Annotated in this window: 22 protein-coding genes; 15 read left to right on the forward strand and 7 right to left on the reverse strand. The window is 69.9% G+C overall.

All coding sequences use genetic code 11. The annotated features are described in order from the left end of the window. Positions 1 to 79 precede the first annotated feature (79 nt). A complete protein-coding gene (gene aceE, locus OG507_RS12405) occupies positions 80 to 2,821 on the forward strand; it encodes a pyruvate dehydrogenase (acetyl-transferring), homodimeric type (RefSeq protein ID WP_327367242.1) in 2,742 nt (913 codons plus the stop codon). A gap of 69 nt (positions 2,822 to 2,890) precedes the next feature. Here aceE and OG507_RS12410 read toward each other — a convergent pair whose 3' ends face one another. Both OG507_RS12410 and OG507_RS12415 read right to left on the reverse strand, forming a co-directional pair. Further along, complete coding sequence (locus OG507_RS12410; protein WP_327367243.1) at positions 2,891 to 3,268, reverse strand: peptidase inhibitor family I36 protein; 378 nt, start codon at positions 3,266 to 3,268, stop codon at positions 2,891 to 2,893. A 174-nt stretch (positions 3,269 to 3,442) separates the two neighbouring features. After that, positions 3,443 to 5,053 carry an MFS transporter gene (locus OG507_RS12415; protein ID WP_327367244.1) on the reverse strand — a complete coding sequence of 537 codons (1,611 nt, stop codon included), beginning with the start codon at positions 5,051 to 5,053 and terminating at the stop codon, positions 3,443 to 3,445. Positions 5,054 to 5,170: 117 nt separating this feature from the next. Here OG507_RS12415 and OG507_RS12420 point away from each other — a divergent pair, with 117 nt between their 5' ends. The 3 genes from OG507_RS12420 (at position 5,171) to OG507_RS12430 (ending at position 8,412) form a co-directional block, all read left to right on the forward strand. After that, positions 5,171 to 5,845 (forward strand): TetR family transcriptional regulator, encoded by a 675-nt coding sequence (locus OG507_RS12420; RefSeq protein WP_327367246.1) that lies wholly within the window; start codon positions 5,171 to 5,173, stop codon positions 5,843 to 5,845. 350 nt (positions 5,846 to 6,195) lie between these two features. Then, positions 6,196 to 7,407: an alpha/beta hydrolase gene (locus OG507_RS12425; RefSeq protein ID WP_327367247.1), complete on the forward strand. Its 1,212-nt coding sequence runs from the start codon at positions 6,196 to 6,198 to the stop codon at positions 7,405 to 7,407. Between the two features lie 75 nt (positions 7,408 to 7,482). Beyond that, positions 7,483 to 8,412 (forward strand): DUF4429 domain-containing protein, encoded by a 930-nt coding sequence (locus OG507_RS12430; RefSeq protein ID WP_327367248.1) that lies wholly within the window; start codon positions 7,483 to 7,485, stop codon positions 8,410 to 8,412. A 31-nt stretch (positions 8,413 to 8,443) separates the two neighbouring features. On the opposite strand, the gene OG507_RS12435 is transcribed toward OG507_RS12430, so the two are convergent. Continuing rightward, positions 8,444 to 9,457, reverse strand: a complete 1,014-nt coding sequence (locus OG507_RS12435; RefSeq protein ID WP_327367250.1) for an aldo/keto reductase — start codon at positions 9,455 to 9,457, stop codon at positions 8,444 to 8,446. Next, positions 9,454 to 9,918 carry a MerR family transcriptional regulator gene (locus OG507_RS12440; RefSeq protein ID WP_327367251.1) on the reverse strand — a complete coding sequence of 155 codons (465 nt, stop codon included), beginning with the start codon at positions 9,916 to 9,918 and terminating at the stop codon, positions 9,454 to 9,456. The genes OG507_RS12435 and OG507_RS12440 overlap by 4 nt, the downstream gene beginning before the upstream one ends. A gap of 117 nt (positions 9,919 to 10,035) precedes the next feature. On the opposite strand from OG507_RS12440, the gene OG507_RS12445 reads away from it, so the two are divergent. Next, positions 10,036 to 10,857, forward strand: a complete 822-nt coding sequence (locus OG507_RS12445) for a serine hydrolase domain-containing protein (protein ID WP_327367252.1) — start codon at positions 10,036 to 10,038, stop codon at positions 10,855 to 10,857. Here the strand turns inward: OG507_RS12445 and OG507_RS12450 are convergent. After that, entirely contained in the window at positions 10,817 to 11,308 is a 492-nt protein-coding gene (locus OG507_RS12450; RefSeq protein WP_327367253.1) for an ATP-binding protein, read from the reverse strand. The genes OG507_RS12445 and OG507_RS12450 overlap by 41 nt on opposite strands. Positions 11,309 to 11,391: 83 nt before the next feature. On the opposite strand from OG507_RS12450, the gene OG507_RS12455 reads away from it, so the two are divergent. Both OG507_RS12455 and OG507_RS12460 read left to right on the forward strand, forming a co-directional pair. Further along, on the forward strand, positions 11,392 to 12,216 hold the full coding sequence (locus OG507_RS12455) for a helix-turn-helix domain-containing protein (protein ID WP_327367254.1): 825 nt from the start codon (positions 11,392 to 11,394) through the stop codon (positions 12,214 to 12,216). Continuing rightward, positions 12,200 to 12,394: a DUF397 domain-containing protein gene (locus OG507_RS12460; RefSeq protein WP_327367255.1), complete on the forward strand. Its 195-nt coding sequence runs from the start codon at positions 12,200 to 12,202 to the stop codon at positions 12,392 to 12,394. Before OG507_RS12455 ends, OG507_RS12460 begins: the two co-directional genes overlap by 17 nt. A 13-nt stretch (positions 12,395 to 12,407) precedes the next feature. On the opposite strand, the gene OG507_RS12465 is transcribed toward OG507_RS12460, so the two are convergent. Further along, positions 12,408 to 13,064: a pirin family protein gene (locus OG507_RS12465; protein ID WP_327367256.1), complete on the reverse strand. Its 657-nt coding sequence runs from the start codon at positions 13,062 to 13,064 to the stop codon at positions 12,408 to 12,410. Positions 13,065 to 13,180: 116 nt separating this feature from the next. On the opposite strand from OG507_RS12465, the gene OG507_RS12470 reads away from it, so the two are divergent. The 5 genes from OG507_RS12470 (at position 13,181) to fabF (ending at position 18,051) form a co-directional block, all read left to right on the forward strand. Further along, entirely contained in the window at positions 13,181 to 14,380 is a 1,200-nt protein-coding gene (locus OG507_RS12470) for a PucR family transcriptional regulator (RefSeq protein WP_327367257.1), read from the forward strand. An 89-nt stretch (positions 14,381 to 14,469) separates the two neighbouring features. Next, the gene (locus OG507_RS12475) at positions 14,470 to 15,384 is read left to right on the forward strand and encodes an ACP S-malonyltransferase (RefSeq protein WP_327367258.1); all 915 of its coding nucleotides are present in this window, start codon (positions 14,470 to 14,472) and stop codon (positions 15,382 to 15,384) included. 13 nt (positions 15,385 to 15,397) lie between these two features. Further along, positions 15,398 to 16,399, forward strand: a complete 1,002-nt coding sequence (locus tag OG507_RS12480; protein ID WP_327367259.1) for a ketoacyl-ACP synthase III — start codon at positions 15,398 to 15,400, stop codon at positions 16,397 to 16,399. A 63-nt stretch (positions 16,400 to 16,462) separates the two neighbouring features. Beyond that, positions 16,463 to 16,711 carry an acyl carrier protein gene (locus tag OG507_RS12485; RefSeq protein WP_327367260.1) on the forward strand — a complete coding sequence of 83 codons (249 nt, stop codon included), beginning with the start codon at positions 16,463 to 16,465 and terminating at the stop codon, positions 16,709 to 16,711. Positions 16,712 to 16,788: 77 nt separating this feature from the next. After that, positions 16,789 to 18,051, forward strand: coding sequence for a beta-ketoacyl-ACP synthase II (fabF, locus tag OG507_RS12490; protein ID WP_327367262.1), 1,263 nt, complete (start codon positions 16,789 to 16,791; stop codon positions 18,049 to 18,051). A 164-nt stretch (positions 18,052 to 18,215) separates the two neighbouring features. On the opposite strand, the gene OG507_RS12495 is transcribed toward fabF, so the two are convergent. Next, positions 18,216 to 18,710 (reverse strand): DUF3145 domain-containing protein, encoded by a 495-nt coding sequence (locus OG507_RS12495; protein WP_327367263.1) that lies wholly within the window; start codon positions 18,708 to 18,710, stop codon positions 18,216 to 18,218. A 351-nt stretch (positions 18,711 to 19,061) separates the two neighbouring features. On the opposite strand from OG507_RS12495, the gene OG507_RS12500 reads away from it, so the two are divergent. The 3 genes from OG507_RS12500 to OG507_RS12510 all read left to right on the forward strand — a co-directional run bounded on the left by OG507_RS12500 (position 19,062) and on the right by OG507_RS12510 (position 23,102). Next, positions 19,062 to 19,979, forward strand: a complete 918-nt coding sequence (locus OG507_RS12500; RefSeq protein ID WP_327367264.1) for an SGNH/GDSL hydrolase family protein — start codon at positions 19,062 to 19,064, stop codon at positions 19,977 to 19,979. Positions 19,980 to 19,990: 11 nt separating this feature from the next. Then, entirely contained in the window at positions 19,991 to 20,989 is a 999-nt protein-coding gene (locus OG507_RS12505) for an aldose epimerase family protein (protein ID WP_327367265.1), read from the forward strand. 157 nt (positions 20,990 to 21,146) lie between these two features. Beyond that, positions 21,147 to 23,102, forward strand: a complete 1,956-nt coding sequence (locus OG507_RS12510) for an FAD-dependent oxidoreductase (protein WP_327367266.1) — start codon at positions 21,147 to 21,149, stop codon at positions 23,100 to 23,102. The last annotated feature ends 25 nt before the right edge of the window (positions 23,103 to 23,127 follow it).

The raw sequence follows: 23,127 nt of genomic DNA on the forward strand, positions 1-23,127 counted from the left end.
GCGTACATGCATACATCCCGGGGGCATGTTCTCCCGTGACCAGGCCCCGTAGAGCAGCACCTAATAGCGAAGGAACAGCGTGGCTTCCGGATCCGATCGCAACCCGATCATCATTGGCGGCCTGCCGAGCCAGGTCCCGGACTTCGATCCCGAAGAGACCCAGGAGTGGCTCGACTCGCTCGACGCCGCGGTCGACGAGCGAGGCCGCGAGCGGGCCCGTTACCTGATGCTCCGGCTCATCGAGCGTGCGCGCGAGAAGCGCGTCGCCGTGCCGGAGATGCGCAGCACGGACTACGTGAACACGATCGCCACGAAGGACGAGCCGTTCTTCCCCGGCGACGAGGAGATCGAGCGCAAGGTCCTCAACGCGACCCGCTGGAACGCGGCCGTGATGGTGTCGCGCGCCCAGCGTCCGGGGATCGGCGTCGGCGGCCACATCGCCACCTTCGCGTCCTCGGCCTCGCTGTACGACGTGGGCTTCAACCACTTCTTCCGGGGCAAGGACGACGGTCTGGGCGGTGACCAGATCTTCTTCCAGGGGCACGCGTCCCCGGGCATCTACGCCCGCGCCTTCCTGCTCGACCGGCTGAGCGAGGCGCAGCTCGACGCCTTCCGCCAGGAGAAGTCGAAGGCGCCGGACGGCCTGTCCAGCTACCCGCACCCGCGGCTGATGCCGGACTTCTGGGAGTTCCCGACCGTCTCGATGGGCCTCGGCCCGCTCGGTGCGATCTACCAGGCCCGGATGAACCGCTACATGGAGGCGCGCGGCATCGCCGACACCTCCCAGTCGCACGTCTGGGCCTACCTCGGTGACGGCGAGATGGACGAGCCCGAGTCGCTGGGCCAGCTCTCCATCGCCGCCCGCGAGGGCCTGGACAACCTGACCTTCGTGGTCAACTGCAACCTGCAGCGCCTAGACGGCCCGGTGCGCGGCAACGGCAAGATCATCCAGGAGCTGGAGTCGCAGTTCCGCGGCGCCGGATGGAACGTCATCAAGCTGGTCTGGGACCGCTCCTGGGACCCGCTGCTGGCGCAGGACCGCACGGGCATCCTGGTCAACAAGCTGAACACCACGCCGGACGGTCAGTTCCAGACGTACGCCACCGAGTCCGGCTCGTACATCCGTGAGCACTTCTTCGGGGACGACCCGCGGCTGCGCGACATGGTCAAGGACATGACCGACGACCAGATCCTGCACCTGGGCCGCGGCGGTCACGACCACAAGAAGGTCTACGCGGCCTACGCGGCGGCCAAGGCCCACAAGGGCCAGCCGACGGTGATCCTGGCGCAGACGGTCAAGGGCTGGACGCTGGGGCCGAACTTCGAGGGCCGCAACGCGACCCACCAGATGAAGAAGCTCACGGTCGAGGACCTCAAGCGCTTCCGCGACCGACTGCACATCCCGATCACGGACAAGCAGCTGGACGAGGGCTACCCGCCCTACTACCACCCGGGCCGCGACTCGGAGGAGATCCAGTACATGCACGACCGCCGCAAGGGCCTGGGCGGTTACGTCCCGACCCGTGTGGTGCGTGCGAAGCCGCTGCCCCTCCCCGAGGACAAGACGTACGCGACCGCGAAGAAGGGTTCGGGTCAGCAGTCGATCGCCACGACCATGGCGTTTGTCCGCATCCTGAAGGACCTCATGCGGGACAAGGAGATCGGCAAGCGTTTCGTGCTGATCGCGCCCGACGAGTACCGCACCTTCGGCATGGACGCGTTCTTCCCGAGCGCGAAGATCTACAACCCGCTGGGCCAGCAGTACGAGGCGGTGGACCGCGATCTGCTGCTCGCGTACAAGGAGTCGCCGACCGGTCAGATGCTGCACGACGGCATCTCCGAGGCCGGCTGCACGGCCTCGCTGATCGCCGCCGGTTCGGCGTACGCCACGCACGGCGAGCCGCTGATCCCGGTGTACGTCTTCTACTCGATGTTCGGTTTCCAGCGCACCGGTGACCAGTTCTGGCAGATGGCCGACCAGCTCGCGCGCGGCTTCGTGCTGGGTGCGACCGCCGGTCGTACGACGCTGACCGGTGAGGGTCTCCAGCACGCGGACGGCCACTCGCAGCTGCTCGCCTCGACGAACCCGGGCTGTGTCGCGTACGACCCGGCGTTCAGCTACGAGATCGCGCACATCGTCAAGGACGGTCTGCGGCGGATGTACGGCGGGACCCCCGACGAGAACGAAGACGTCTTCTACTACCTCACCGTCTACAACGAGCCGATCCAGCACCCGGCCGAGCCCGAGAACGTGGATGTCGAAGGCATCCTCAAGGGCGTGTACCGCTACAAGGGCGCCGAGCGGGGCGAGATCCCGGCCCAGATCATGGCGTCCGGTGTGGCGGTCCCGTGGGCTGTCGAGGCCCAGCGGATCCTCGCCGACGAGTGGAACGTCCGCGCGGACGTCTGGTCGGCGACCTCCTGGAACGAACTGCGCCGCGAGGCCGTGGACGTGGAGCGCTACAACCTGCTGCACCCGGAGGAGGAGCAGCGCGTCCCGTACGTCACGCGGAAGCTCTCCGGCTCCGAGGGCCCGTTCATCGCGGTCTCGGACTGGATGCGTTCCGTTCCGGACCAGATCGCGCGCTGGGTGCCCGGTGCGTACCAGTCGCTGGGCGCGGACGGGTTCGGTTTCGCCGACACCCGTGGCGCGGCCCGCCGGTTCTTCCACATCGACGCGCAGTCGATCGTCCTCGCGGTGCTCACCGAGCTCGCGAAGCAGGGCCGGATCGACCGTTCGCTGCTGAAGACGGCGATCGACCGGTACGAGCTGCTGGATGTGACCGCGGCCCACCCGGGCGCGGCGGGCGGCGACGCGTAGGCATCGCGTACGACGCGCGAAGGGCGGCGGGACTCCCGGTCCCGCCGCCCTTCGGCGTATCCGGTCCGGTCAGTTCTCCCAGACCTTGAAGGCCCTGACCTGGTACGGGGACCGGGGCACCCAGGTGCCGCCGCCCGGATAGGTCTCGAACTCACCGGTCTCGCCGCACTCGGCGGACTGGTACGTGGTGACCGGGCGGCCGGTGCGGTTGGCGAGCGCCTGGACCTTGCTGCCCGCGGGCAGCGGTACACAGCTCTCGATGTCGATGGTGGACAGCTCATGGACCTGGCGGGCGCCGGTGAAGTCCGGCTTCTCCCAGAGACAGAGCTGACCGCTTTCGCACGCTCCGGGCCGGACGGCCGCGGAGTGGGCCTCGGCCTGCGGAATCAGGGCGGTGGCGGCCAGCGAGGCGGCGGCCAGGGCGGCGGCAAGAACGGTCGTACGCATGGAAATACCCCCGTGGTGGTGCGAATCGCTTGCACGCACCCTGACCCGCGGGACGGCGCCCGGGGAAGGGGCTGCGGGGCACACCACCCTGATAGGCGACAAGCCCCGCCGGAACGATCCGGCGGGGCTGTTGTACGCACTGTGTTGACGCCGCAGGAGCGTCGCGAGGAGCGATCAGATGTGGCCCGCTCCAGCGCCGGCCTCGGCATTCGCACCGCGCTTGGCGAGCGTGGCGACGAGTGCGGCGACCACCGCGACGATGCCTGCGACCATGAACGCCGTGCTCATGCCCGACACGAACGTGTCATGGGCGACGTCCGCGATCTTCCCCGCGATCTCCGGCGGCGTGTTGGCGGCCACCGGCGGTACGCCGACCTCGACGGCCGAGGACGCGGCGTCCAGCTGCTCAGGCGGCAGGGGCGGAAGCTTCGCGGCCGCCCAGTTGTCGGCGAGCTGCGAGTCGACCCGGGAGGCCATGACCGCGCCCAGCGCCGCCGTACCGAGGCTGCCGCCGACCTGCATGGCGGCCTGCTGCAGACCGCCCGCGACGCCGGAGAGCTCCATCGGGGCGTTGCCGACGATGACCTCGGTGGCGCCGACCATCACCGGGGCGAGGCCGAGGCCGAGCAGACCGAACCAGATCGACATGGTCAGGGTGCCGGTGCCGATCTCCAGCTGGGACATGCCGAACATGGCAACCGCCGTGCACACCATGCCGCCGACGAGCGGAACCCGCGGGCCGAACTTGGTGATCATGACGCCCGCGAGCGGCGAGGCGACGATCATCATGCCGGTCAGCGGCAGCAGGTGCAGACCGCTGTCGACCGGGCTCAGACCGTGCACGTTCTGGAGGTAGAAGGTGACGAAGAACAGCCCGCCCAGGAAGGCGAAGGCCATCAGCGCCATCAGGACCACGCCCGCGGACAGCGGCACGGACCGGAACATCGCCAGCGGGATCAGTGGCTCCCTGACGTTCTTCTGGGAGAGCGCGAAGACCACGAACAGGGCCACGGCCGCACCCAGGAAGCCGATCGTCCTGTAGTCGCCCCAGCCCCACTCGGCGCCCTTGATCAGCGCCCAGATCAGGCAGAACATCGCCTGGGACAGCAGCACGATGCCGCCGATGTCGAAGGAGCGCGGCGCGTTCTCGGCGCGGTGATCCCTGAGGATCACCAGGCCCAGCAGGAGCGCGATCACGCCGACCGGCACATTGATGAAGAAGACCGACTGCCAGCTGACGTGCTCGACGAGCACGCCGCCGAGGATCGGGCCGCCCGCGGTCGAGGCGCCGATCACCATGCCCCAGATGCCGATCGCCATGTTCAGCTTCTCGGCCGGGAAGGTGGCGCGCAGCAGACCGAGCGCCGCGGGCATCAGCAGGGCGCCGAAGAGGCCCTGGAGCACCCGGAACGCGATCACGAGAGCGACACTGCTGGAGAGGCCGATGGCCCCCGATGCCGCGGCGAAGCCCACGACACCGATGAGGAAGGTCTGGCGGTGGCCGAACCGGTCACCGAGCTTGCCCGCGGTGATCAGGGAGACCGCGAGGGCGAGCATGTAGCCGTTGGTGATCCACTGGACGTCTGCGAGCGAGGCGTTCAGGTCCTGCTGGATGGCGGGGTTGGCGATCGCGACGATCGTCCCGTCGAGCGCGACCATCATCACGCCGATGGCCACGGAGAAGAGCGTCAGCCAGGGGTGGCCGCGCAGCCCCTTGGCAGGTGCGGGCACGACGGTTTCCTGTGGCTCCCGCGACGCCGTTTCGACGGTGGTCTGACTAGTCATGCACGGGAGATTAGTGTCAGCCGCTGACAGTTGACAAACCATTTCACAAGACAGTAACTGTCACGTAGCTCACAGGTACGCTGAGCTGGACAAAGCAACAGAAAGAGGACCAGTTCAGTGACCGGTGGGCAACGGGCCGCGTATCCGACCGGACTGCGCGAACGGAAGAAGCGACGCACCCGGGACGCCCTGCTGCACGCCGCCCTCGATCTTTTCACCACCCAGGGGTACGAGGAGACCACGGTCGACGAGATCGTCGACGCCGTGGAGGTCTCCCAGCGCACCTTCTTCCGCTACTTCGCCGGCAAGGAGGCGGCCGCCTTCGCCATACAGGAGATGGTGGAGTCGTACTTCCTCTCGGAACTGCGCAGGCGCCCCGCCGCGGAAGCCCCGCTGGAGGCGATGCGCCGCGCGGTGCTCTGCGCCTGGAACAGCATCGGCGAGGCGATCGAGGCGGTCATCACGGTCGAGCTCCACATGCGTACGTTCCGGATGATCGAGTCGACGCCGTCGCTGCTCGCCGCCCACCTGCGGCGCAGCACGGACCTGGAGAACGAGATCGCGCTGCTGATCGCCAAGCGCGAGGGGCTCGACATCGAGACGGACCCGCGGCCGAGGGTCGCCGTGGCCGCGTTCTCCGGGGTGATGCGGGTGACCGGGCAGCTCTGGGGGCAGGGGCGGGACACCAGCGTGGATTCGCTGCGCGCGCTGACCGAGGCGTACCTGGACCAGCTCGGGCCGGCCCTGGCCGGGAACTGGCGGGCGGGGGCCGAAGCCGGGCCCGGTCACTAGCACCATGGAACCTCCGTCCGATGCGCCGAACACCTCACTGCCGCTTCGCCGAACGTCGCAGCGCCGCTTTACCGAACATCTCACTGCCGCACCATGAACCGGTCACCGACTGCGCCATGAACCGTTTCACCGACTGCGCCATGACCGACTTCACAGGCCGCCGCATGACCGACTTCACAACAGCCGCGCCCCCGCGGTCACATGCGACGCCCCGAGCGACGCCCCGCGCGTCTGAGAGTGCAACCCGGAGCAACACAGCGTGAAATGAGGGGTCCTGAATTCCCGACGGCCGGGTGATGTGCGTCACCCTCTTCACGGCTCTCGTCGCGCGTCTCCTAATCTGGGCCGAAGTGACTTCCTTCGACTCCTCCCCCACGCTCACCGCATGGCGCGCGCTCCTCGCCGTAGCGGTTGTGTTCGTGATGCTGGCGACCACGGGCTGGACCGCCGTACGCCACCAGCAGTCCGACGAGCCACGCACCCTCGCACTCGCCTCCTGGGCACGGGACCGGGTAGGAGGTCGCGCACTGCCGGACGCCGACGCGCCACCGCACCGCCTGGCGCAGTTCTTCGCCACGCTCACGGCCGCGCAGCGCACCGCGCTGGCCGACAAGTACCCCTTGGTCGTGGGCAATCTGAACGGCGCCCCGGTCACCCTGCGCTACCACGCCAACCGGCGGGCCCTGGTGCAGGCGCGGGCGGTCGAGCGGCAGCGCATGCACGACGCCAGGCTCTCCCCCGACGGACGCGCCGAGGCGCTCCACCGGATGGAACGCTTCCAGTCGATGCTCGCGCGGGGCCGGCACATCCTCGCCTTCGACCCGTCCGGAAAGGGACGCGCCGCGGAGGTGTTCGGTGATCTCGGCCGGGCCGAGCGGATCTCCGTGGTCGTCCCCGGCGTCGACACCAACCTGCTGACGCTGGAGCGGCCCGCCCCCAAGGTGAACGCCGCCCCCGTCGGCATGGCGAAGTCGCTGTACGCGGCGGAGCGCGCCGCGCGCCCCAGAACCCGTACCGCCGTCATCGCCTGGGCCGACTACACCACGCCCGCCGGAATCGGCATGGACGCGGCGCTGGGGAACCTCGCCGAGCGCGGGGCGGTCCGACTGAAGGCCCTGGTGGACGCGCTGCCCGGGCACGCCCCGGTCTCGCTGTTCTGCCACAGTTACGGCTCGGTGCTGTGCGGGGTCGCCGCGCATGAACTGCCCTCCAGGGTCGCCGACATCGCGGTCGCGGGCAGCCCCGGCATGCGGGTGGAGAACGCTGCTCAGCTGCACACCGACGCCAGGGTGTGGGCGATGCGGGACCACGACGACTGGATCGAGGACGTACCGAACCTGGAGCTCGGCGGCCTCGGGCACGGCGCCGATCCGGTCGACCCGGCCTTCGGCGCGCGCATCGCCGCGACAGGCGGCGCGGTCGGACACAGCGGCTATTTCGAGCCGGGCACCGAGAGCCTCAGCAACTTCGCCGCGATCGGCGTGGGCGCCTACGCCTCGGTGAGCTGTGCGAGCTCCGACAGCACCTGCCACGACGGAGCCGGCGGCGGCCAGGGGATCTGACACGGGCGGCGAGCCCCGCATCGGGACTCACGCCGAGGGGGGACGTGCGGGCAAGTGCCGCATACGATGAGGCACATGGGTGATGTGCTGGCCGGAATTCATGCCACCTGGGAGTTCGACACCGACTCCGTGCTCATCCGCTTCGAACGGGGAATACGTACGCCGAGGCTCTTCCAGAGCCTGCGTGAGCGCCGCGTCCCGTACGCGGCGCTGTCGTCGGTGACGCTGACCCCGGGCAAGCGGGGCACGGTGGTCCTGCGTGCGGTGCCGAGACCGGGCGCCGATCCCTTGCTGGAGGCCGCGGCCGGGCAGCTGAAGGACGGCTGCGATCCGTACCGCCTGGTGCTTCCCGCCGAGCGCGAGACGCTCGCCGAGTACTACGCGGACGAACTGCGCGCCCTGCTCGGCCCCGATGCCGCGCAGAGCGCCGACCGGTTCCTGGTCGCGACCCCCGAGGCGCCGATGCAGTTCAAGGCGTACGACGGCCGGGCCGGCTTCGACGGCGACCGGATCTCCTTCCGCTGGTTCTGGACGGGCGCCTCCACGGCGAAGTGGAAGGCCGGCGACCAGACGTTCCCGGTGACGGAGCTGAGCGGCGTCGAGTGGCGCTCGCCCGAGGCCTTCGAGGGCTATCTGCGCCTGCTTCCGAGGAACCCGGAGACCACTGCCCCGGGAGCGGTCGCGGCGGGCACGGAGGCGGTGCGGGGTGCGCCGCCGGTGACCCCCCACCCCGCCCGGCCCGATCAGGACCCGGCCGCGGTGGTCTTCGGCCTCGGCTACGGCCCCGTGCACGAGTCGCTGCCGTTCGCCGCGGCCGTACTGGAATCCGTACGAAGGAAGCAGCCGGCCCCCGCCACCCCGGCCGCCGTCCTGGCAGGCGCGGGGCGGCGCGATCCGGCCGACATCGCGGAACGGATACGGCACCTGGGGGAGCTGCACCGGGCGGGTCTGGTGACGGACGACGAGTTCACCGCGAAGAAGGCCCAGCTGCTCGCGGAGCTGTAGGCGGGCACCAGAACCGGCCCGCCGGGAACGACTACTCGCGCGCCGTGGACGTCGAGCTCATGTCCGGGTACCGGTCCCCCGCCACCCGCCCCGCGATCGGCTCCAGCAGCGCCAGCTCCTCGGTGGTCAGCGTGAGCCGGGTGGCGCCCACGTTCTCCAGCAGGCGGCTGCTCTTGCGGGTGCCCGGGATCGGCACCACGGTCAGGCCGTGCACCTGCGCCCGCTGGTGCACCCAGGCGAGCGCCACCTGCGCGGCCGACGCCCCGTGCGCCGCGGCGATCTTGTGGACGGGCTCCAGCAGGGCGGCGTTCGTCTTCGCGTTGTCGCCCGTGAAGCGCGGCTGGTACTTGCGGAAGTCGCTCTCCGACAGGTCCTTGGCCGCGTCCGCGAACGCCCCGGTCAAGAAGCCCCGGCCGAGCGGCGAGTACGGCACGACGGTCACCCCGAGCTCGACGGCTGCGGGCACGGCGCTGCGCTCGACGTCCCGGCTGAAGAGCGACCACTCGGACTGCAGGGCGGCGATCGGGTGCACGGCGTACGCCTCGCGCAGCTCCGCGCCGGTCACCTCGCTCAGCCCGAGCTGCTTGACCTTGCCCTGCTGCACCAGCTCGGCCATCGCACCGACGGACTCGGCCAGCGGAACGGCCGGGTCGCGGCGGTGCATGTAGTAGAGGTCGATGACGTCGGTGTTCAGGCGGCGCAGGCTGTCCTCGACGGCCTGGCGGATGTACGCGGGGTCGTTGCGCACTCCCCGGTACTGCGGGTCGTCGGTCCGCTCTATGGCGAACTTCGTGGCGAGGGTGATCTCGTCCCGGTGCGCGCCGACGAACGGGGCGAGGAACGTCTCGTTGGCGCCGCGACCGTATACATCCGCGGTGTCGAAGAGCGTGACGCCCGCCGACAGCGCCGTCTCCAGCGTCTCGCGGGCGGCGGACTCATCGGTCTCACCGTAGAACTCGCTCATGCCCATGCAGCCGAGCCCCTGCACGCCGACCTGCGGGCCGCCGCTGCCGAGCTCCACGGTGGTGATCTTGTTGTCAGTCATGAGGCACAGGGCCTTTCCGGCGCCCGTCGGGCACTCGCATAGAAGTCGATCTTGTGGTCGAGAACGGCGAGGGTGTCCTGGAGCTCCGCGATCCGCGTCCTCACGTCGCGGCGGGTCGCCTCCAGCAGCTCCTGCCGTTCCTCGAAGGTGTGCTCGCCCTCGCGCAGCAGCTCCGCGTACCGGACCATGTCGGCGACCGGCATCCCGGTCAGCCGCAGCTTGCCGACGAAGGCCAGCCAGTCCAGATCCCGGTTGGTGAAGCGGCGCTGCCCGGTGTGCGACCGGTCGACGTGCGGCATCAGCCCGATCCGCTCGTACCAGCGCAGGGTGTGCGCGGTGAGCCCGGTGAATTCGGCGACCTCGCTGATGGTGTAGCGGTCCTGCCCCTCGGGACGCGGATGCACCCTGGGCGCCGCCGCGCATACGTCCACCTTCGCAGAAGTGCTCTCCATCACCGTCATGCCCTCCACGCTAGAACCTTGGAGTGCACTCGAAGCAAGCGCAACCGGCAACGGGTTTCGGAGGCGGCCGGGTGACCCCCTCGGAGCCGCGCCGAGCGTCCCTTTAGGCTCGTACGCATGCACAGCCTGGCGATGATCGAGAACTGGCCCGTCCACACCGCGGCGGCCGCCGTCGTACGAGCGGACGGCGCCGTCGTCGGTACGCACGGCCCGACCGCGCACCGATTCCCGCTCGCCTCCGTCACCAAGCCGCTCGCGGCCTACGCGGCGCTCTTGGCGTACGAGGAGGGGGCGGTCGAGCTCGACGAGCCGGCCGGGCCCGAGGGGTCCACCGTGCGGCATCTGCTCGCGCACACCAGTGGGCTCGCCTTCGACGAGCACCGGGTGACGGCCGCTCCCGGCACCCGGCGGCTCTACTCCAACGCGGGCTTCGAGGTGCTCGGCGACCACATCGCCAAGGCCACCGACATCCCGTTCCCGGAGTACGTGCGCCAGGCGGTGCTGGAGCCGCTGGGGATGACGGCGACCACGGTGGACGGCTCGCCCGCCAAGGACGGTGTCTCGACCGTCGACGATCTCGTACGGTTCGCGGCCGAGGTGCAGGCGCCGCGGCTGCTCGACCCGCGTACGGTGCTGGCCGCGCAGACCGTCGTACACCCCGGCCTGAAGGGTGTGCTGCCGGGCTACGGCCACCAGAACCCCAACGACTGGGGACTCGGCTTCGAGATCCGGGACTCCAAGTCGCCGCACTGGACGGGCGCTTCGTCGTCCCCGGCGACCTTCGGGCACTTCGGGCAGTCCGGGACGTTCCTGTGGATCGACCCGGTCGCGGGCGCGGCCTGCGTCGCACTCACCGACCGGGCCTTCGGGCCGTGGGCGGTCGAGGCGTGGCCGGTGTTCACGGATGCGGTGCTCGCGGAGCTCCGTTCCGGCCACTGAGCCACGTCCCCTCCGGCCGGTCCGCCGCCTTCGCGGCCAGACACTCGAACCACACCGTCTTGCCGGTGCCGTCGCGGCGCGGCTCCACGCCCCAGCCGTCGGTGAGCGCGTCGACCAGGAGCAACCCGCGCCCGCCCTCGCCGAGTTCGTCATCACCCGTGGCCACGCAGGGAAGTTGACGGAAGCCGTCCGCCACCTCGACGCGAACACCCCGGCCCGGGAGCAGGAAGATGAATGTCTGGCAGCGGCGGCCGGGGACGTGCCGTACGACATTCGCGATCAGTTCGGTGAGTGCCAGCTCGGCCGCGTCGGCCACCTCGCAAAGATCCCAGCCGGTGAGGTAGAGCCGCAGGATGTGGCGCAGATGCCGCGCGGAGTGCTCACCCACCGCGAAATCGGCGTGATAGTTCGGCTCCACGCCGTCCTTCGGTAAAGCAGTTGCTTCATTCATGCCACCAGCGTGCAATGCGTTGATTACGCTCGGCTACGTACCGAAACGAACGCCGCGAGGCGTTGCAGGCCGGAGGTCCCCACGTGGCCAACATCCACACGCTCGACCCGAGCGCTTCCCCGCTGGACTACTACGGCTGGGAGCTGCGCCGCCAGAGAGAAGCCCACAGCCTCAAGCAGGGCCAGCTCGGCGACATCATCTTCTGCACCGGCTCCCTGATCGGCCAGATCGAGACCACGAAGAAGATCCCCACCCGCGACTTCTCCGAGCGAGTGGACGCCGCACTCGGCACGGACGGAGTGTTCTCGCGCCTGGTCGGCCTCGTCCTGCGCAGCCAACTGCCCACCTGGTTCCAGCCGTACGCGGACATGGAGGCGCGTGCGACGTACATCTCCACGTACCAGGCGCAGTTGGTGTACGGGCTCCTCCAGACAGAGGAGTACGCGCGGGCGCTGCTCGGTGTCGATCACCCGAGCAAAGTTGACGAGATGGTGGCGGCCCGTCTGGACCGCCAGCGGATACTGAAGCGCGAGAATCCGCCCGCCTTGTGGGTCGTCCTGAGCGAGGCCGCATTGCACCAGGAGGTTGGCGGCCGCGTCGTCATGCACGCGCAACTGACACGCCTGTTGGACTTCCGCGACGACCCCTGGGTGCATATCCAGGTGCTTCCGTTCTCCGTCGGCCAGCACACGGGAATGATGGGGTCGTTCAACCTTCTCCGGTTCGATGACGACCCCGATCTCTTCTACGTGGAGAGCTACGACCAGGGCCACATGACCGCCAATCCCCAGGTGATCAAGGAGCGTTCGGTCGGCTACGCTCGTTTACAAGCCACTGCCCTCTCCCCCGAGGACTCGGCGACACTGATCGCTCGTGTGATGGAGGAACGCTATGGGGACCAGCCATGACCTGGCCGAAGCACAGTGGCGCAAGTCCAGTTACAGCGGAACCAGCGGCGGCGACTGCGTCGAGGTCGTCGACGGTCTCCCCTGCGCCGTCCCCGTCCGCGACAGCAAGAACCCCGGCGGCCCCGTCCTGATGGTCGGAGCCGACGCCTGGCGCACCTTCGTGGACGGGCTCCGGTAGATCACCGGAGCGCTCAGGCCGACAGCTCCCAGATCAGCACCTCGGCCGTGTCCTGCGCCACCAGTTCAAGGCCCTCCTCGCCGGTGATCCGGACCGAGTCGCCCGGCCCCAGTTCCTCGTTGCCGAGCCGTACGCCCCCGGTCACCACGTGGATGTACGCCCGTGCCGCGTCCGGGACCGCCGTGCGTTCCGCGGGGGCCAGTCTGCGTACGTGCAGCATCGCGCCCGCTTCCGGGAGGGCGTACGGGGTGGCGTCGGCTATGCCGGGAACGATCGTGTACGAGGGTTCGCCGCCCGGTTCGAGCGGGGCCAGCCACATCTGGATGAAGGTCAGCGGGGCGTCCCCGTCGTTGCGCTCGATGTGGCGTACTCCGGCGGCGGCGCTGAGGTGCTGGAGGTCCCCGGGCCGTACGACCGTGGCGTGGCCGGCCGAATCACGGTGGGTCAGCTCGCCCTCGACGACCCAGGTGACGATCTCCGTATGGCTGTGCGGGTGCTCGTCGAAGCCCGCGCCGGGCGCGAGGTGTTCAAAGTTGCATGCCAGGACCGCGCCGAAGCGCAGATTGTCCGGGTCGTAGAAGCTGCCGAAGGAGAAGGCGTGCCGGGACAGGATGCCTGCGGCCTCGTCCCCGCCGAGGAAGCGGTCTTCGGCGCGGTGTACGGAAATCACCCGCCCACGGTAGCCCTGCCGGAGCGCTGAGGGATCCCCCGGCGGATACTCGGCAGTACGACCCGCTGCCGCCCCGGCCCTCCGTGCACACGGTCCGATAAGGCAGTCTTGTGTCCGTGCCCCGACCCGATCCTGAGCAGCCCGCTGCGAACGCCGCCCACCTGCATGCCGCGACCCTGAAAAGGCTGGAGCAGTCCTCCGGCCGGCTGGCCGCCAATGCGATCGCCCGCATGGACGAGTCACTGCCGTGGTACCGGGCGATGCCACCGGAGAACCGTTCCTGGATCGGCCTGGTGGCCCAGGCCGGGATCGCGGCGTTCACCGAGTGGTTCCGGCATCCGGAGACCCCGCAGGCCATCTCGACCGATGTGTTCGGCACGGCCCCGCGCGAGCTGACCCGGGCGATCACCCTGCGGCAGACCGTCGAGATGGTGCGTACGACGATCGAGGTCATGGAGGCCGCGATCGAGGAGGTCGCCGCGCCCGGCGACGAGTCGGTGCTGCGTGAGGCGCTGCTCGTCTACGCGCGTGAGATCGCCTTCGCCACTGCCCAGGTGTACGCGCAGGCCGCCGAGGCCCGCGGCGCCTGGGACGCCCGGCTGGAATCGCTCGTGGTGAACGCGGTGCTGTCCGGCGAGGCCGACGAGGGCGCCGTGTCCCGGGCCGCGGCGCTCGGCTGGAACTCCCCCGAGCATGTCTGCGTACTGCTGGGTACGGCCCCGGACGGTGACAGCGAGCTGACCGTGGAGGCGATCCGGCGGGCCGCCCGGCACGCGAAGCTCCAGGTCCTGACCGGGGTGCTCGGCAACCGCCTCGTAGTCATCGCGGGCGGCAGCGACAACCCGCTGCATGTCGCGAAGGCGCTGATCGGCCCGTACGCGGCCGGTCCCGTCGTCGCCGGGCCCGTGGTGCCCGACCTGCTGGCGGCCACCCGGTCCGCGCAGGCCGCGGCCGCCGGGCTCAGGGCGTGCGGTGCCTGGCAGGACGCCCCGCGGCCGGTGCTGGCCGATGATCTGCTGCCGGAGCGCGCGATGGCGGGAGACCCTGCCGCACGGGACCAATTGGTGGAGGAGATCTACAGACCGCTGGAGGAGGCGGGGTCCGCACTCCTGGAGACGCTGAGCGTGTATCTGGAGCAGGCGAGCAGCCTGGAGGGTGCGGCCAGGATGTTGTTCGTCCACCCCAACACCGTGCGCTACCGGCTACGACGTGTGACTGACGTCACCGGATGGTCACCGTCCGATGTCCGCTCTGCGTTCACGCTCCGAATCGCCCTGATCCTGGGGCGCTTGGCTGCGAGAGATCCCCAGTCCTAGACTTTTGTCAGACATCAACAATTCCCCATACGGTTCTTCGTCCCTGTCCCCACGGGTGTTCCGGACCGTTCACAAGAGAGAGTGTGAGGGTGCTCGTACTCGTCGCTCCCGGCCAAGGCGCTCAGACGCCCGGCTTCCTGACTCCCTGGCTCGACCTCCCCGGTGCCGCCGACCGCATCGCGGCCTGGTCCGACGCCATCGGACTCGACCTCGCCCACTACGGGACCGAGGCCGACGCGGAGGAGATCCGTGACACCGCGGTGGCGCAGCCCCTGCTGGTCGCCGCCGGTCTGCTGTCCGCCGCCGCGCTCAACGCGTCGCCCGACATCGTCGCAGGTCACAGCGTGGGTGAGATCACCGCAGCCGCCCTCGCCGGAGTCATCGAAGACGAGGCCGCACTCCGTCTCGTACGGACCCGTGGGCTCGCCATGGCCGACGCCGCGGCGGTCACCGAGACCGGCATGGCGGCGCTGCTCGGCGGCGACCCCGAGGTGACGGTCCCGCACCTGCGGAAGCTCGGGCTGACCCCGGCGAACGTGAACGGGGGCGGCCAGATCGTCGCCGCCGGCACCGCCGCGCAGATCGCCGCGCTGACCGAGGACAAGCCCGAGGGCGTGCGCCGTGTGGTGCCCCTCAAGGTCGCCGGTGCCTTCCACACGCACCACATGGCGCCCGCGGTCGACCGGCTGCGCGAGGCCGCCCTGGAGCTGAAGATCAGCGACCCGACCGTGACATATGTCTCCAACGCCGACGGAGCCACGGTCACCATCGGCGACGACGTCATCTCGCGGCTGGTCGGCCAGGTGGCCAACCCGGTCCGCTGGGACCTGTGCATGGAGACCTTCAAGAAGCTGGGCGTCACGGCTCTCATCGAGGCGTGCCCCGGTGGCACCCTCACGGGTCTCGCCAAGCGCGCGCTGCCCGGTGTGCAGACCCTCGCGCTCAAGACCCCCGACGACCTCGACGCAGCCCGCGCGCTCATCACCGAGCACGCGGGCGCCTAAGGAGCCCGAGAGCATGTCGAAGATCAAGCCCAGCAAGGGCGCCCCGTACGCACGCATCATGGGTGTCGGCGGCTACCGTCCGACCCGTGTCGTGCCCAACGAGGTGATCCTCGAGACGATCGACTCGTCCGACGAGTGGATCCGCTCGCGCTCCGGCATCGCCACCCGCCACTGGGCCTCCGAGGAGGAGACCGTGGCCGCGATGTCCGTCGAGGCGGCCGGAAAGGCCATCGCGGATGCCGGGATCACTCCCGAACAGATCGGCGCCGTGGTCGTCTCCACCGTCTCGCACTTCAAGCAGACCCCGGCCATCGCGACCGAGATCGCCCACAAGGTCGGCGCGGGCAAGCCCGCCGCCTTCGACATCTCGGCCGGCTGCGCGGGCTTCGGCTACGGGCTGACCCTCGCCAAGGGCATGATCGTCGAGGGTTCGGCGGAGTACGTTCTCGTCATCGGCGTGGAGCGGCTCAGCGACCTCACCGACAAGGAGGACCGCGCGACGGCCTTCCTCTTCGGCGACGGCGCCGGCGCGGTCGTCGTCGGCCCCTCCAAGGTGCCCGCCATAGGCCCCACCGTCTGGGGCTCCGAGGGCGACAAGTCCGACACGATCAAGCAGACCGTGGCGTGGGACGAGTTCCACGCCGAGCGCCCGGAGAAGTTCCCGGCCATCACGCAGGAGGGCCAGGCGGTCTTCCGCTGGGCCGTCTTCGAGATGGCGAAGGTCGCCCAGCAGGCGCTGGACGCGGCCGGGATCGCCCCGGAAGACCTGGACGTCTTCATTCCGCACCAGGCCAACATGCGGATCATCGACTCGATGGTGAAGACCCTGAAGCTGCCGGAGAACGTCACGGTCGCCCGTGACGTCGAAACCACCGGCAACACCTCCGCCGCCTCGATCCCGCTCGCTATGGAGCGGCTTCTGGCGACCGGTCAGGCGAAGAGCGGCGACACCGCGCTCGTCATCGGCTTCGGGGCGGGTCTCGTCTACGCCGCGACGGTCGTTACTCTCCCCTAGGCACACCAGGCCTTTCGGCCCGGACGTCCAAACCCTGCAGATAAACACCGAAGGAGCGCCAACATGGCCGCCACTCAGGAAGAGATCGTGACCGGTCTCGCCGAGATCGTCAACGAGATCGCCGGTATCCCGGTCGAGGACGTCCAGCTGGACAAGTCCTTCACCGACGACCTGGACGTCGACTCGCTGTCCATGGTCGAGGTCGTCGTCGCCGCCGAGGAGCGCTTCGACGTCAAGATCCCCGACGAGGACGTCAAGAACCTCAAGACGGTTGGCGACGCCGCCAGCTACATCCTCAAGCACCAGGCCTGATCAGGCCGGCTCCTGTGTCGCCACCCGGCGGTGGCGCCGCTGATTCACGACCCTCTACACGTGGAGAAGATTTTCCAGTGAACTCGACCAATCGCACCGTGGTCGTCACCGGTATCGGCGCAACCACTCCGCTGGGTGGCGACTCGGCGTCGACCTGGGAAGGTCTGATGGCCGGTCGTTCCGGCGTCAAGCCTCTCGAGGGCGAACGTTTCGCCGAACTGCCCGTCCGGATCGCCGCCCTCGCGGCCGTCGACCCGGGCGACGTCCTGCCCCGTCCGCTCGCCCGCAAGCTGGACCGCTCGGCGCAGTTCGCGCTGATCGCGGCCCGCGAGGCGTGGGCGGACGCCGGCTTCACCGGCAAGGCCGGTGAGGACGACACGATCCAGCCCGAGCGGCTGGGTACGGTCATCGCCTCCGGTATCGGTGGCGTGATCACCCTGCTCGACCAGTACGACGTGCTGAAGGAGAAGGGCGTACGCCGCGTCTCCCCGCACACCGTGCCCATGCTCATGCCCAACGGCCCGGCCGCCAACGTCGGCCTGGAGGTCAACGCCCAGGCCGGTGTGCACACTCCGGTCTCCGCCTGCGCCTCGGGCGCGGAGGCGATCGGGTACGCCGTCGAGATGATCCGCACCGGCCGTGCCGATGTGGTTCTCGCCGGTGGCACCGAGGCGGCCATCCACCCGCTGCCGATCGCCGCGTTCGCCAACATGATGGCGATGTCCAAGAACAACGACGAGCCCGAGAAGGCCTCGCGTCCGTACGACACGGGCCGTGACGGCTTCGTCCTCGGCGAGGGCGCCGGCGTCGTCGTCCTGGAGTCCGCGGAGCACGCCGCCGCGCGGGGCGCCAAGATCTACTGCGAGGTGCTGGGCCAGGGGCTGTCCGCGGACGCCCACCACATCGCGCAGCCCGAGCCGACCGGTCGCGGCATCGCCGCCGCGATGCAGAACCTGCTGGACCAGACGGACCTCAAGCCGTCGGAGGTCGTGCACCTCAACGCGCACGCCACGTCGACGCCGCAGGGCGATGTCGCGGAACTGAAGGCGCTGCGCAAGGTGCTGGGCGACGACCTCGACCATGTCGCGATCTCCGCGACGAAGTCGATGACCGGTCATCTCCTCGGTGGCGCGGGCGGCATCGAGACCGTCATGACGGTCCTGGCGCTGCACCACCGGATGGCTCCGCCCACGATCAACGTGGAGAACCTCGACGACGCGGTGGAGGCGGACATCGTGCGCGATGAGCCGCGGCCGCTGCCGGAGGGGTCGATCGCCGCGATCAACAACTCGTTCGGGTTCGGTGGGCACAACGTGGTTCTGGCGTTCCGCAGCGTCTGACGCACGGTCCGCCGCTGGTACGCCGAGGCCCGCTTCCCCCTCTCGGGGAGGCGGGCCTCGTCCGCTGCGCGGGGCTTTCCCCGACCCGCCCCTTCCCGAACCGGGGCTCTGCCCCGGACCCCGCGCCTCAAACGCCGGCGAGGCTGGAATTCACGCCGGGGGACTCACACCACCTGGTGCAGCCACCGCACCGGCGCGCCCTCCCCCGCGTGGCGGAAGGACTCCAACTCGTCGTCCCACGGCTTGCCGAGCAGCTTGGCGATCTCGGCCTCCAGGTCGGTCTCGCCCCGCACCGACCGCGCCAGCGCCGCCCGCAGCCGGTCCTCGGGCACCAGGATGTCGCCGTGCATGCCGGTGACCGCGTGGAAGATGCCCAGCCCGGGCGTGGAGCTGTAGCGCTCGCCCTCCGACGTGGGACTCGGCTCCGCCGTCACCTCGAAGCGCAGCAGATCCCAGCCCCGCAGCGCGGAGGCCAGCTTCGACGCCGTGCCGGGCCGGGCCTGCCAGGAGAACTCGGAGCGCCAGGTGCCCGGCGCGGCAGGCTGTCTGATCCAGTCCAGTTGTACCCGCACACCGAGGACACCCGCCACCGCCCATTCGACATGGGGGCAGAGCGCGCGCGGTGCGGAGTGAACGTACAGAACTCCACGTGTCGTCACCGGGACCTCCAGTGTGGGACGAAGTTCGCCTTCCCCAGCGGCCTCGCGCCCGTACCGTCGCTTCTCGGCCGGTTCCCGAGGTTGTCATCAGTAAACAGCATCGGGGTGAATCTCCTGAAAAGGGACAGTATGTGACGTGATGTGATTTACAGAAAGCCACCCGAGTGGAGCCGGGTGAGGGAGCGCGCCGCTGGTTCGACGAGGAAAAGTTACCGCGCGGCGGCGTCCGAGGTGTGACGTACCGTCGGTCCTGGGCCCATCATTCGCTCAGCTTTCACCCTGCCGAGCACCCGGGCCGTCCGACCGGTGCCACGAGGGGTTGCCGGGGGCATAACCGAGGGGAACCCAGGGATGCAGGATCGTTCCGCCCGCCATCGTTCGCGTATCGCGGCCGCTGCCCTGGCGGCGGTCTCGTTGCTCGGCACGGCCGCTCTGACCGGCTGCGACTCCGGCCGGGACGGGACGACGAAGGGCGCGGCGGCCGAGCAGCGGCGGCCGCCCGCCAAGCGGGGCCCCGTGTGGGACCGCAGTCCGAAGTCGGTGGCCGCCGTCGGCGACTCCATCACCCGCGGTTTCGATGCCTGTTCGGTGCTGGCGGACTGCCCGGAGGTGTCCTGGGCGACCGGTACGGACAGCAGGGTGCGCAGCCTCGCCGTGCGACTGCTCGGGAAGTCGGGGGCTGCCGCGCGCAGCTGGAACCACGCCGAGACGGGCGCCAGGATCGCGCAGTTGCCGGAGCAGATGGCGCTGGCCGCGAAGGAGAAGCCGGAGCTGGTGACGGTGATGATCGGCGCCAATGACGCCTGCCGGGACACGGCGCGCTTCATGACGCCGGTGGCGGACTTCCGGGCGTCGTTCGAGGCGTCGATGCGTCAGTTGCGGTCCGGGGCACCGAAGGCGCAGGTGTACGTGTCGAGCGTGCCGGATCTCAAGCGGCTCTGGTCGACGGGGCGCGGCAACGAGCTGGGCAAGCAGATCTGGAAGCTGGGGATCTGTCAGTCGATGCTGGGTGACGCGGACGACATGAGCGCACGCGCCGTGGCCCGGCGCGCCTCGGTGCAGGAGCGGGTCGTGGCGTACAACGACGCGCTGCGGGAGGTCTGCGCGAAGGATCTGCGCTGCCGTTACGACGGCGACGCGGTCTTCGACTACGCGTTCACCGGCAAGCAGCTCAGCCAGTGGGACTGGTTCCACCCGGGGCGGAACGGGCAGGCGCGGCTGGCGGAGATCGCCTACCGCAATGTCACTTCGGCCAGGCCTCCGGCGTAGGGTCCGTGATCATGGACACAGGTTCGAGCACGGTGACGCGTGCGGAAGAGTTCGGCACCCTCGCGGACGGCACCGTCGTGCACCGCTGGACGCTGGAGCGGGACGGTACGCGGGTGCGTGTCCTGACGTACGGCGGCATCGTGCAGTCGGTCGAGGTGCCCGGCAGGGACGGGGTGCGGGCGGGCGTCGCGCTCGGGCTGCCGGATCTCGCGGGGTACGAGACGTACCGCGGTCCGTATTTCGGCGCGCTGGTCGGGCGGTACGCGAACCGGATCGGCGGTGCCTGTTTCGAACTGGACGGGCACACACACCGGGTGACGCGCAACGAGGGGCGCAATCATGTGCACGGCGGGGCCCTGGGCTTCGACAAGCGCGTGTGGCGGGCGCGGGCGGTGCCGGACGGCGTAGAGCTGTCCCTGGTCTCCGAGGACGGCGAGGAGGGCTTCCCGGGGCGCCTGACGGTGTCGGCGACGTACACCCTGGACGGGGGCGGGGCGCTGCGGATCGCGTACCGGGCGACGACGGACGCGCCCACGGTGCTGAACCTGACGAACCACACGTACTGGAATCTCGCGGGCGACGACAGCGGCAGCGCGCTCGGGCAGGTGCTGCGGATCTCGGCCGGGCGGATCACCCCGGCGGACGCGGAGTCGCTGCCGACGGGCGAGTTCCTGCCGGTGGACGGGACGCGGTTCGACTTCCGCGAGCCGAAGCCGGTCGGTGCGGGCTACGACCACAACTTCGTGCTGGACGGGGCCGGACCGGGCCCGGTGGCCGAGCTGTACGACGCGGCGTCGGGGCGCGTCCTGACCGTCAGCACGACGGAGCCGGGGATGCAGTTGTACACGGCGGACCACTTCGACGGGTGGCCGTTCGGCCCGTGCGCCGGGATCGCGCTGGAGACCCAGCACTTCCCGGACTCCCCGAACCGGCCCGAGTTCCCGAGCACGGTGCTTCGGCCGGGCGAGGAGTACGTGTCCACGACCGTGTACGGATTCGCGGTGCGCTGACATGCCCTGACGACGGGAGCCGAGAACCCTCGATCATGACATGACCTGCGGCGACGCCTGTACGACAAGATCGATAAGCCCCACCTGCGGGTGATTTCCGGGTGATCTACGCGCGTTCGGGCAAAGGGCACGGTCCCGGGCGCCTCAGGGTGGCGGCATGACTTCGAAGCCTGCTGGACCTTCCTCCGGCCTGCCCTCCCGCCGCACCATGATCACGGGCGCCGCCGCCGGTGCCGCCGCCCTCGCCACGACCGCCGCGGGCTCCGCGCAGGCCGTCGCTCCGGCCGCCCTCGGCGCCCCCGCCGCATCCGGTACCGCGCTCGCCCCCGCGGCCACCGGTTCGGACTGGGACGCCTGCCTGGCCATCGCCCGCGCCATCCTCGTACGCGACGAACAGGACCAGCCGCTGGTCCCCGCCTACCGCGACATCCTGTTGTCCAAGGGCCTGCCGCGCAGCCGCAAGGATCCCAAGAAGGTGCTGGTCGTCGGCGCAGGCCCGGCCGGGCTCACCGCCGCCCATCTGCTGCGCGGCGCCGGGCACACCGTCACCGTGATCGAGGCCAACGGCAACCGCGTCGGCGGCCGGATCAAGACCTTCCGCAAGGGCGGCCACGAGAACGCGAAGGCGCCGTTCGCCGACCCGAAGCAGTACGCCGAGGCCGGTGCCATGCGCATCCCCGACAGCCATCCGCTCGTGACCGGGCTCATCGACAGCTTCGGTCTGAAGCGCCGCCGCTTCTATCTGGTCGATGTCGATGCCGAGGGCCGCCCGGCGAACCGCACCTGGATCCATGTCAACGGCATCCGGATGCGCAAGGCCGACTACGCGCAGAAGCCGCAGGCGGTCAACCGCTCGTTCGGGGTCCCCGCGGCGTTCGAGAACAAGACCGCCGCGCAGATCGTGCGGGATGCCTTCGCACCCGTGCGCAAGGAGTTCGAGGGCAAGGAGGGCCGCGAGCTCGTCGAGGGCTGGGCGCGGGTCATCCAGCAGTACGGACACTGGTCGATGTTCCGCTTCCTGACCGAGGCGGCCAAGCTCGACGAGCGCACCATCGACCTCATCGGCACGGTCGAGAACCTCACCTCGCGGCTCCATCTCGCCTTTGTGCACAGCTTCATCGGGGCCTCCCTGATCAGCCCGGACACCGCGTTCTTCGAGCTGCCGGACGGCACCGCAACCCTGGCCGACGCGATGTACAAGCGGGTCAAGGACCTCGTGCGGCTGGACCGCCGGGCCACCAGGATCAGTTACGGCACGGACAGCGTCCGGGTGGAGACGGTGTCCGAGGGCAAGAACGGCAGGCCGCTCGTGCGCGAGACGTTCACCGGCGACCGGGCGATCATCACCGTGCCGTTCTCCGGGCTGCGTCACATCCCCGTCGCCCCCGCGCTCTCGTACGGCAAGCGGCGCGCGATCACCGAGATCCACTACGACGCGGCGACCAAGGTGCTGCTCGAATTCAGCCTCCGCTGGTGGGAGTTCGAGGAGGAGCAGTGGAAGACCGAGCTGGAGAGGATCAGGCCCGGTCTGTACGACGACTACCGGCTGGGCAAGGCGCCGGCCGACGGTTCGCTGCTGGGCGCCCATGCCTCCGTACCGCGCGGTCATCTCCCGCCCAACCAGCGCGTGCACTACGCGGCGTACCGCGCCACCGCCCGCAACCAGCCCGAGGCGGCGCATGTCATCGGCGGCGGATCGGTCACCGACAACGCCAACCGCTTCATGTTCCAGCCGTCCCACCCGGTCGAACGGAGCGCGGGCGGTGTCGTCCTCGCCTCGTACAGCTGGGCCGACGACGCGCTGAAGTGGGACTCGCTGGACGACGACGAGCGCTACCCGCACGCCCTGGGCGGGGTGCAGGACGTGTACGGGCAGCGCATCGAGGTCTTCTACACGGGTGTCGGCGCCACCCAGTCGTGGATGCGTGACCCGTACGCGTACGGCGAGGCCTCGGTGCTGCTGCCGGGCCAGCACACCGAGCTGTTCGCCGATGTGCGCTCGGTCGAGGGGCCGCTGCACTTCGCGGGCTGCCACACCTCGATCAAGCCGGCCTGGATCGAGGGGGCCGTGGAGTCGGCGGTCAGGTCCGCGCTGGAGGTGCACACCAGCTGACCCGGGGTCCGGCGGGCGTCGCTCA

The organism is Streptomyces sp. NBC_01217, assembly GCF_035994185.1.
In the GTDB taxonomy this organism is placed as follows: Bacteria; Actinomycetota; Actinomycetes; order Streptomycetales; family Streptomycetaceae; genus Streptomyces.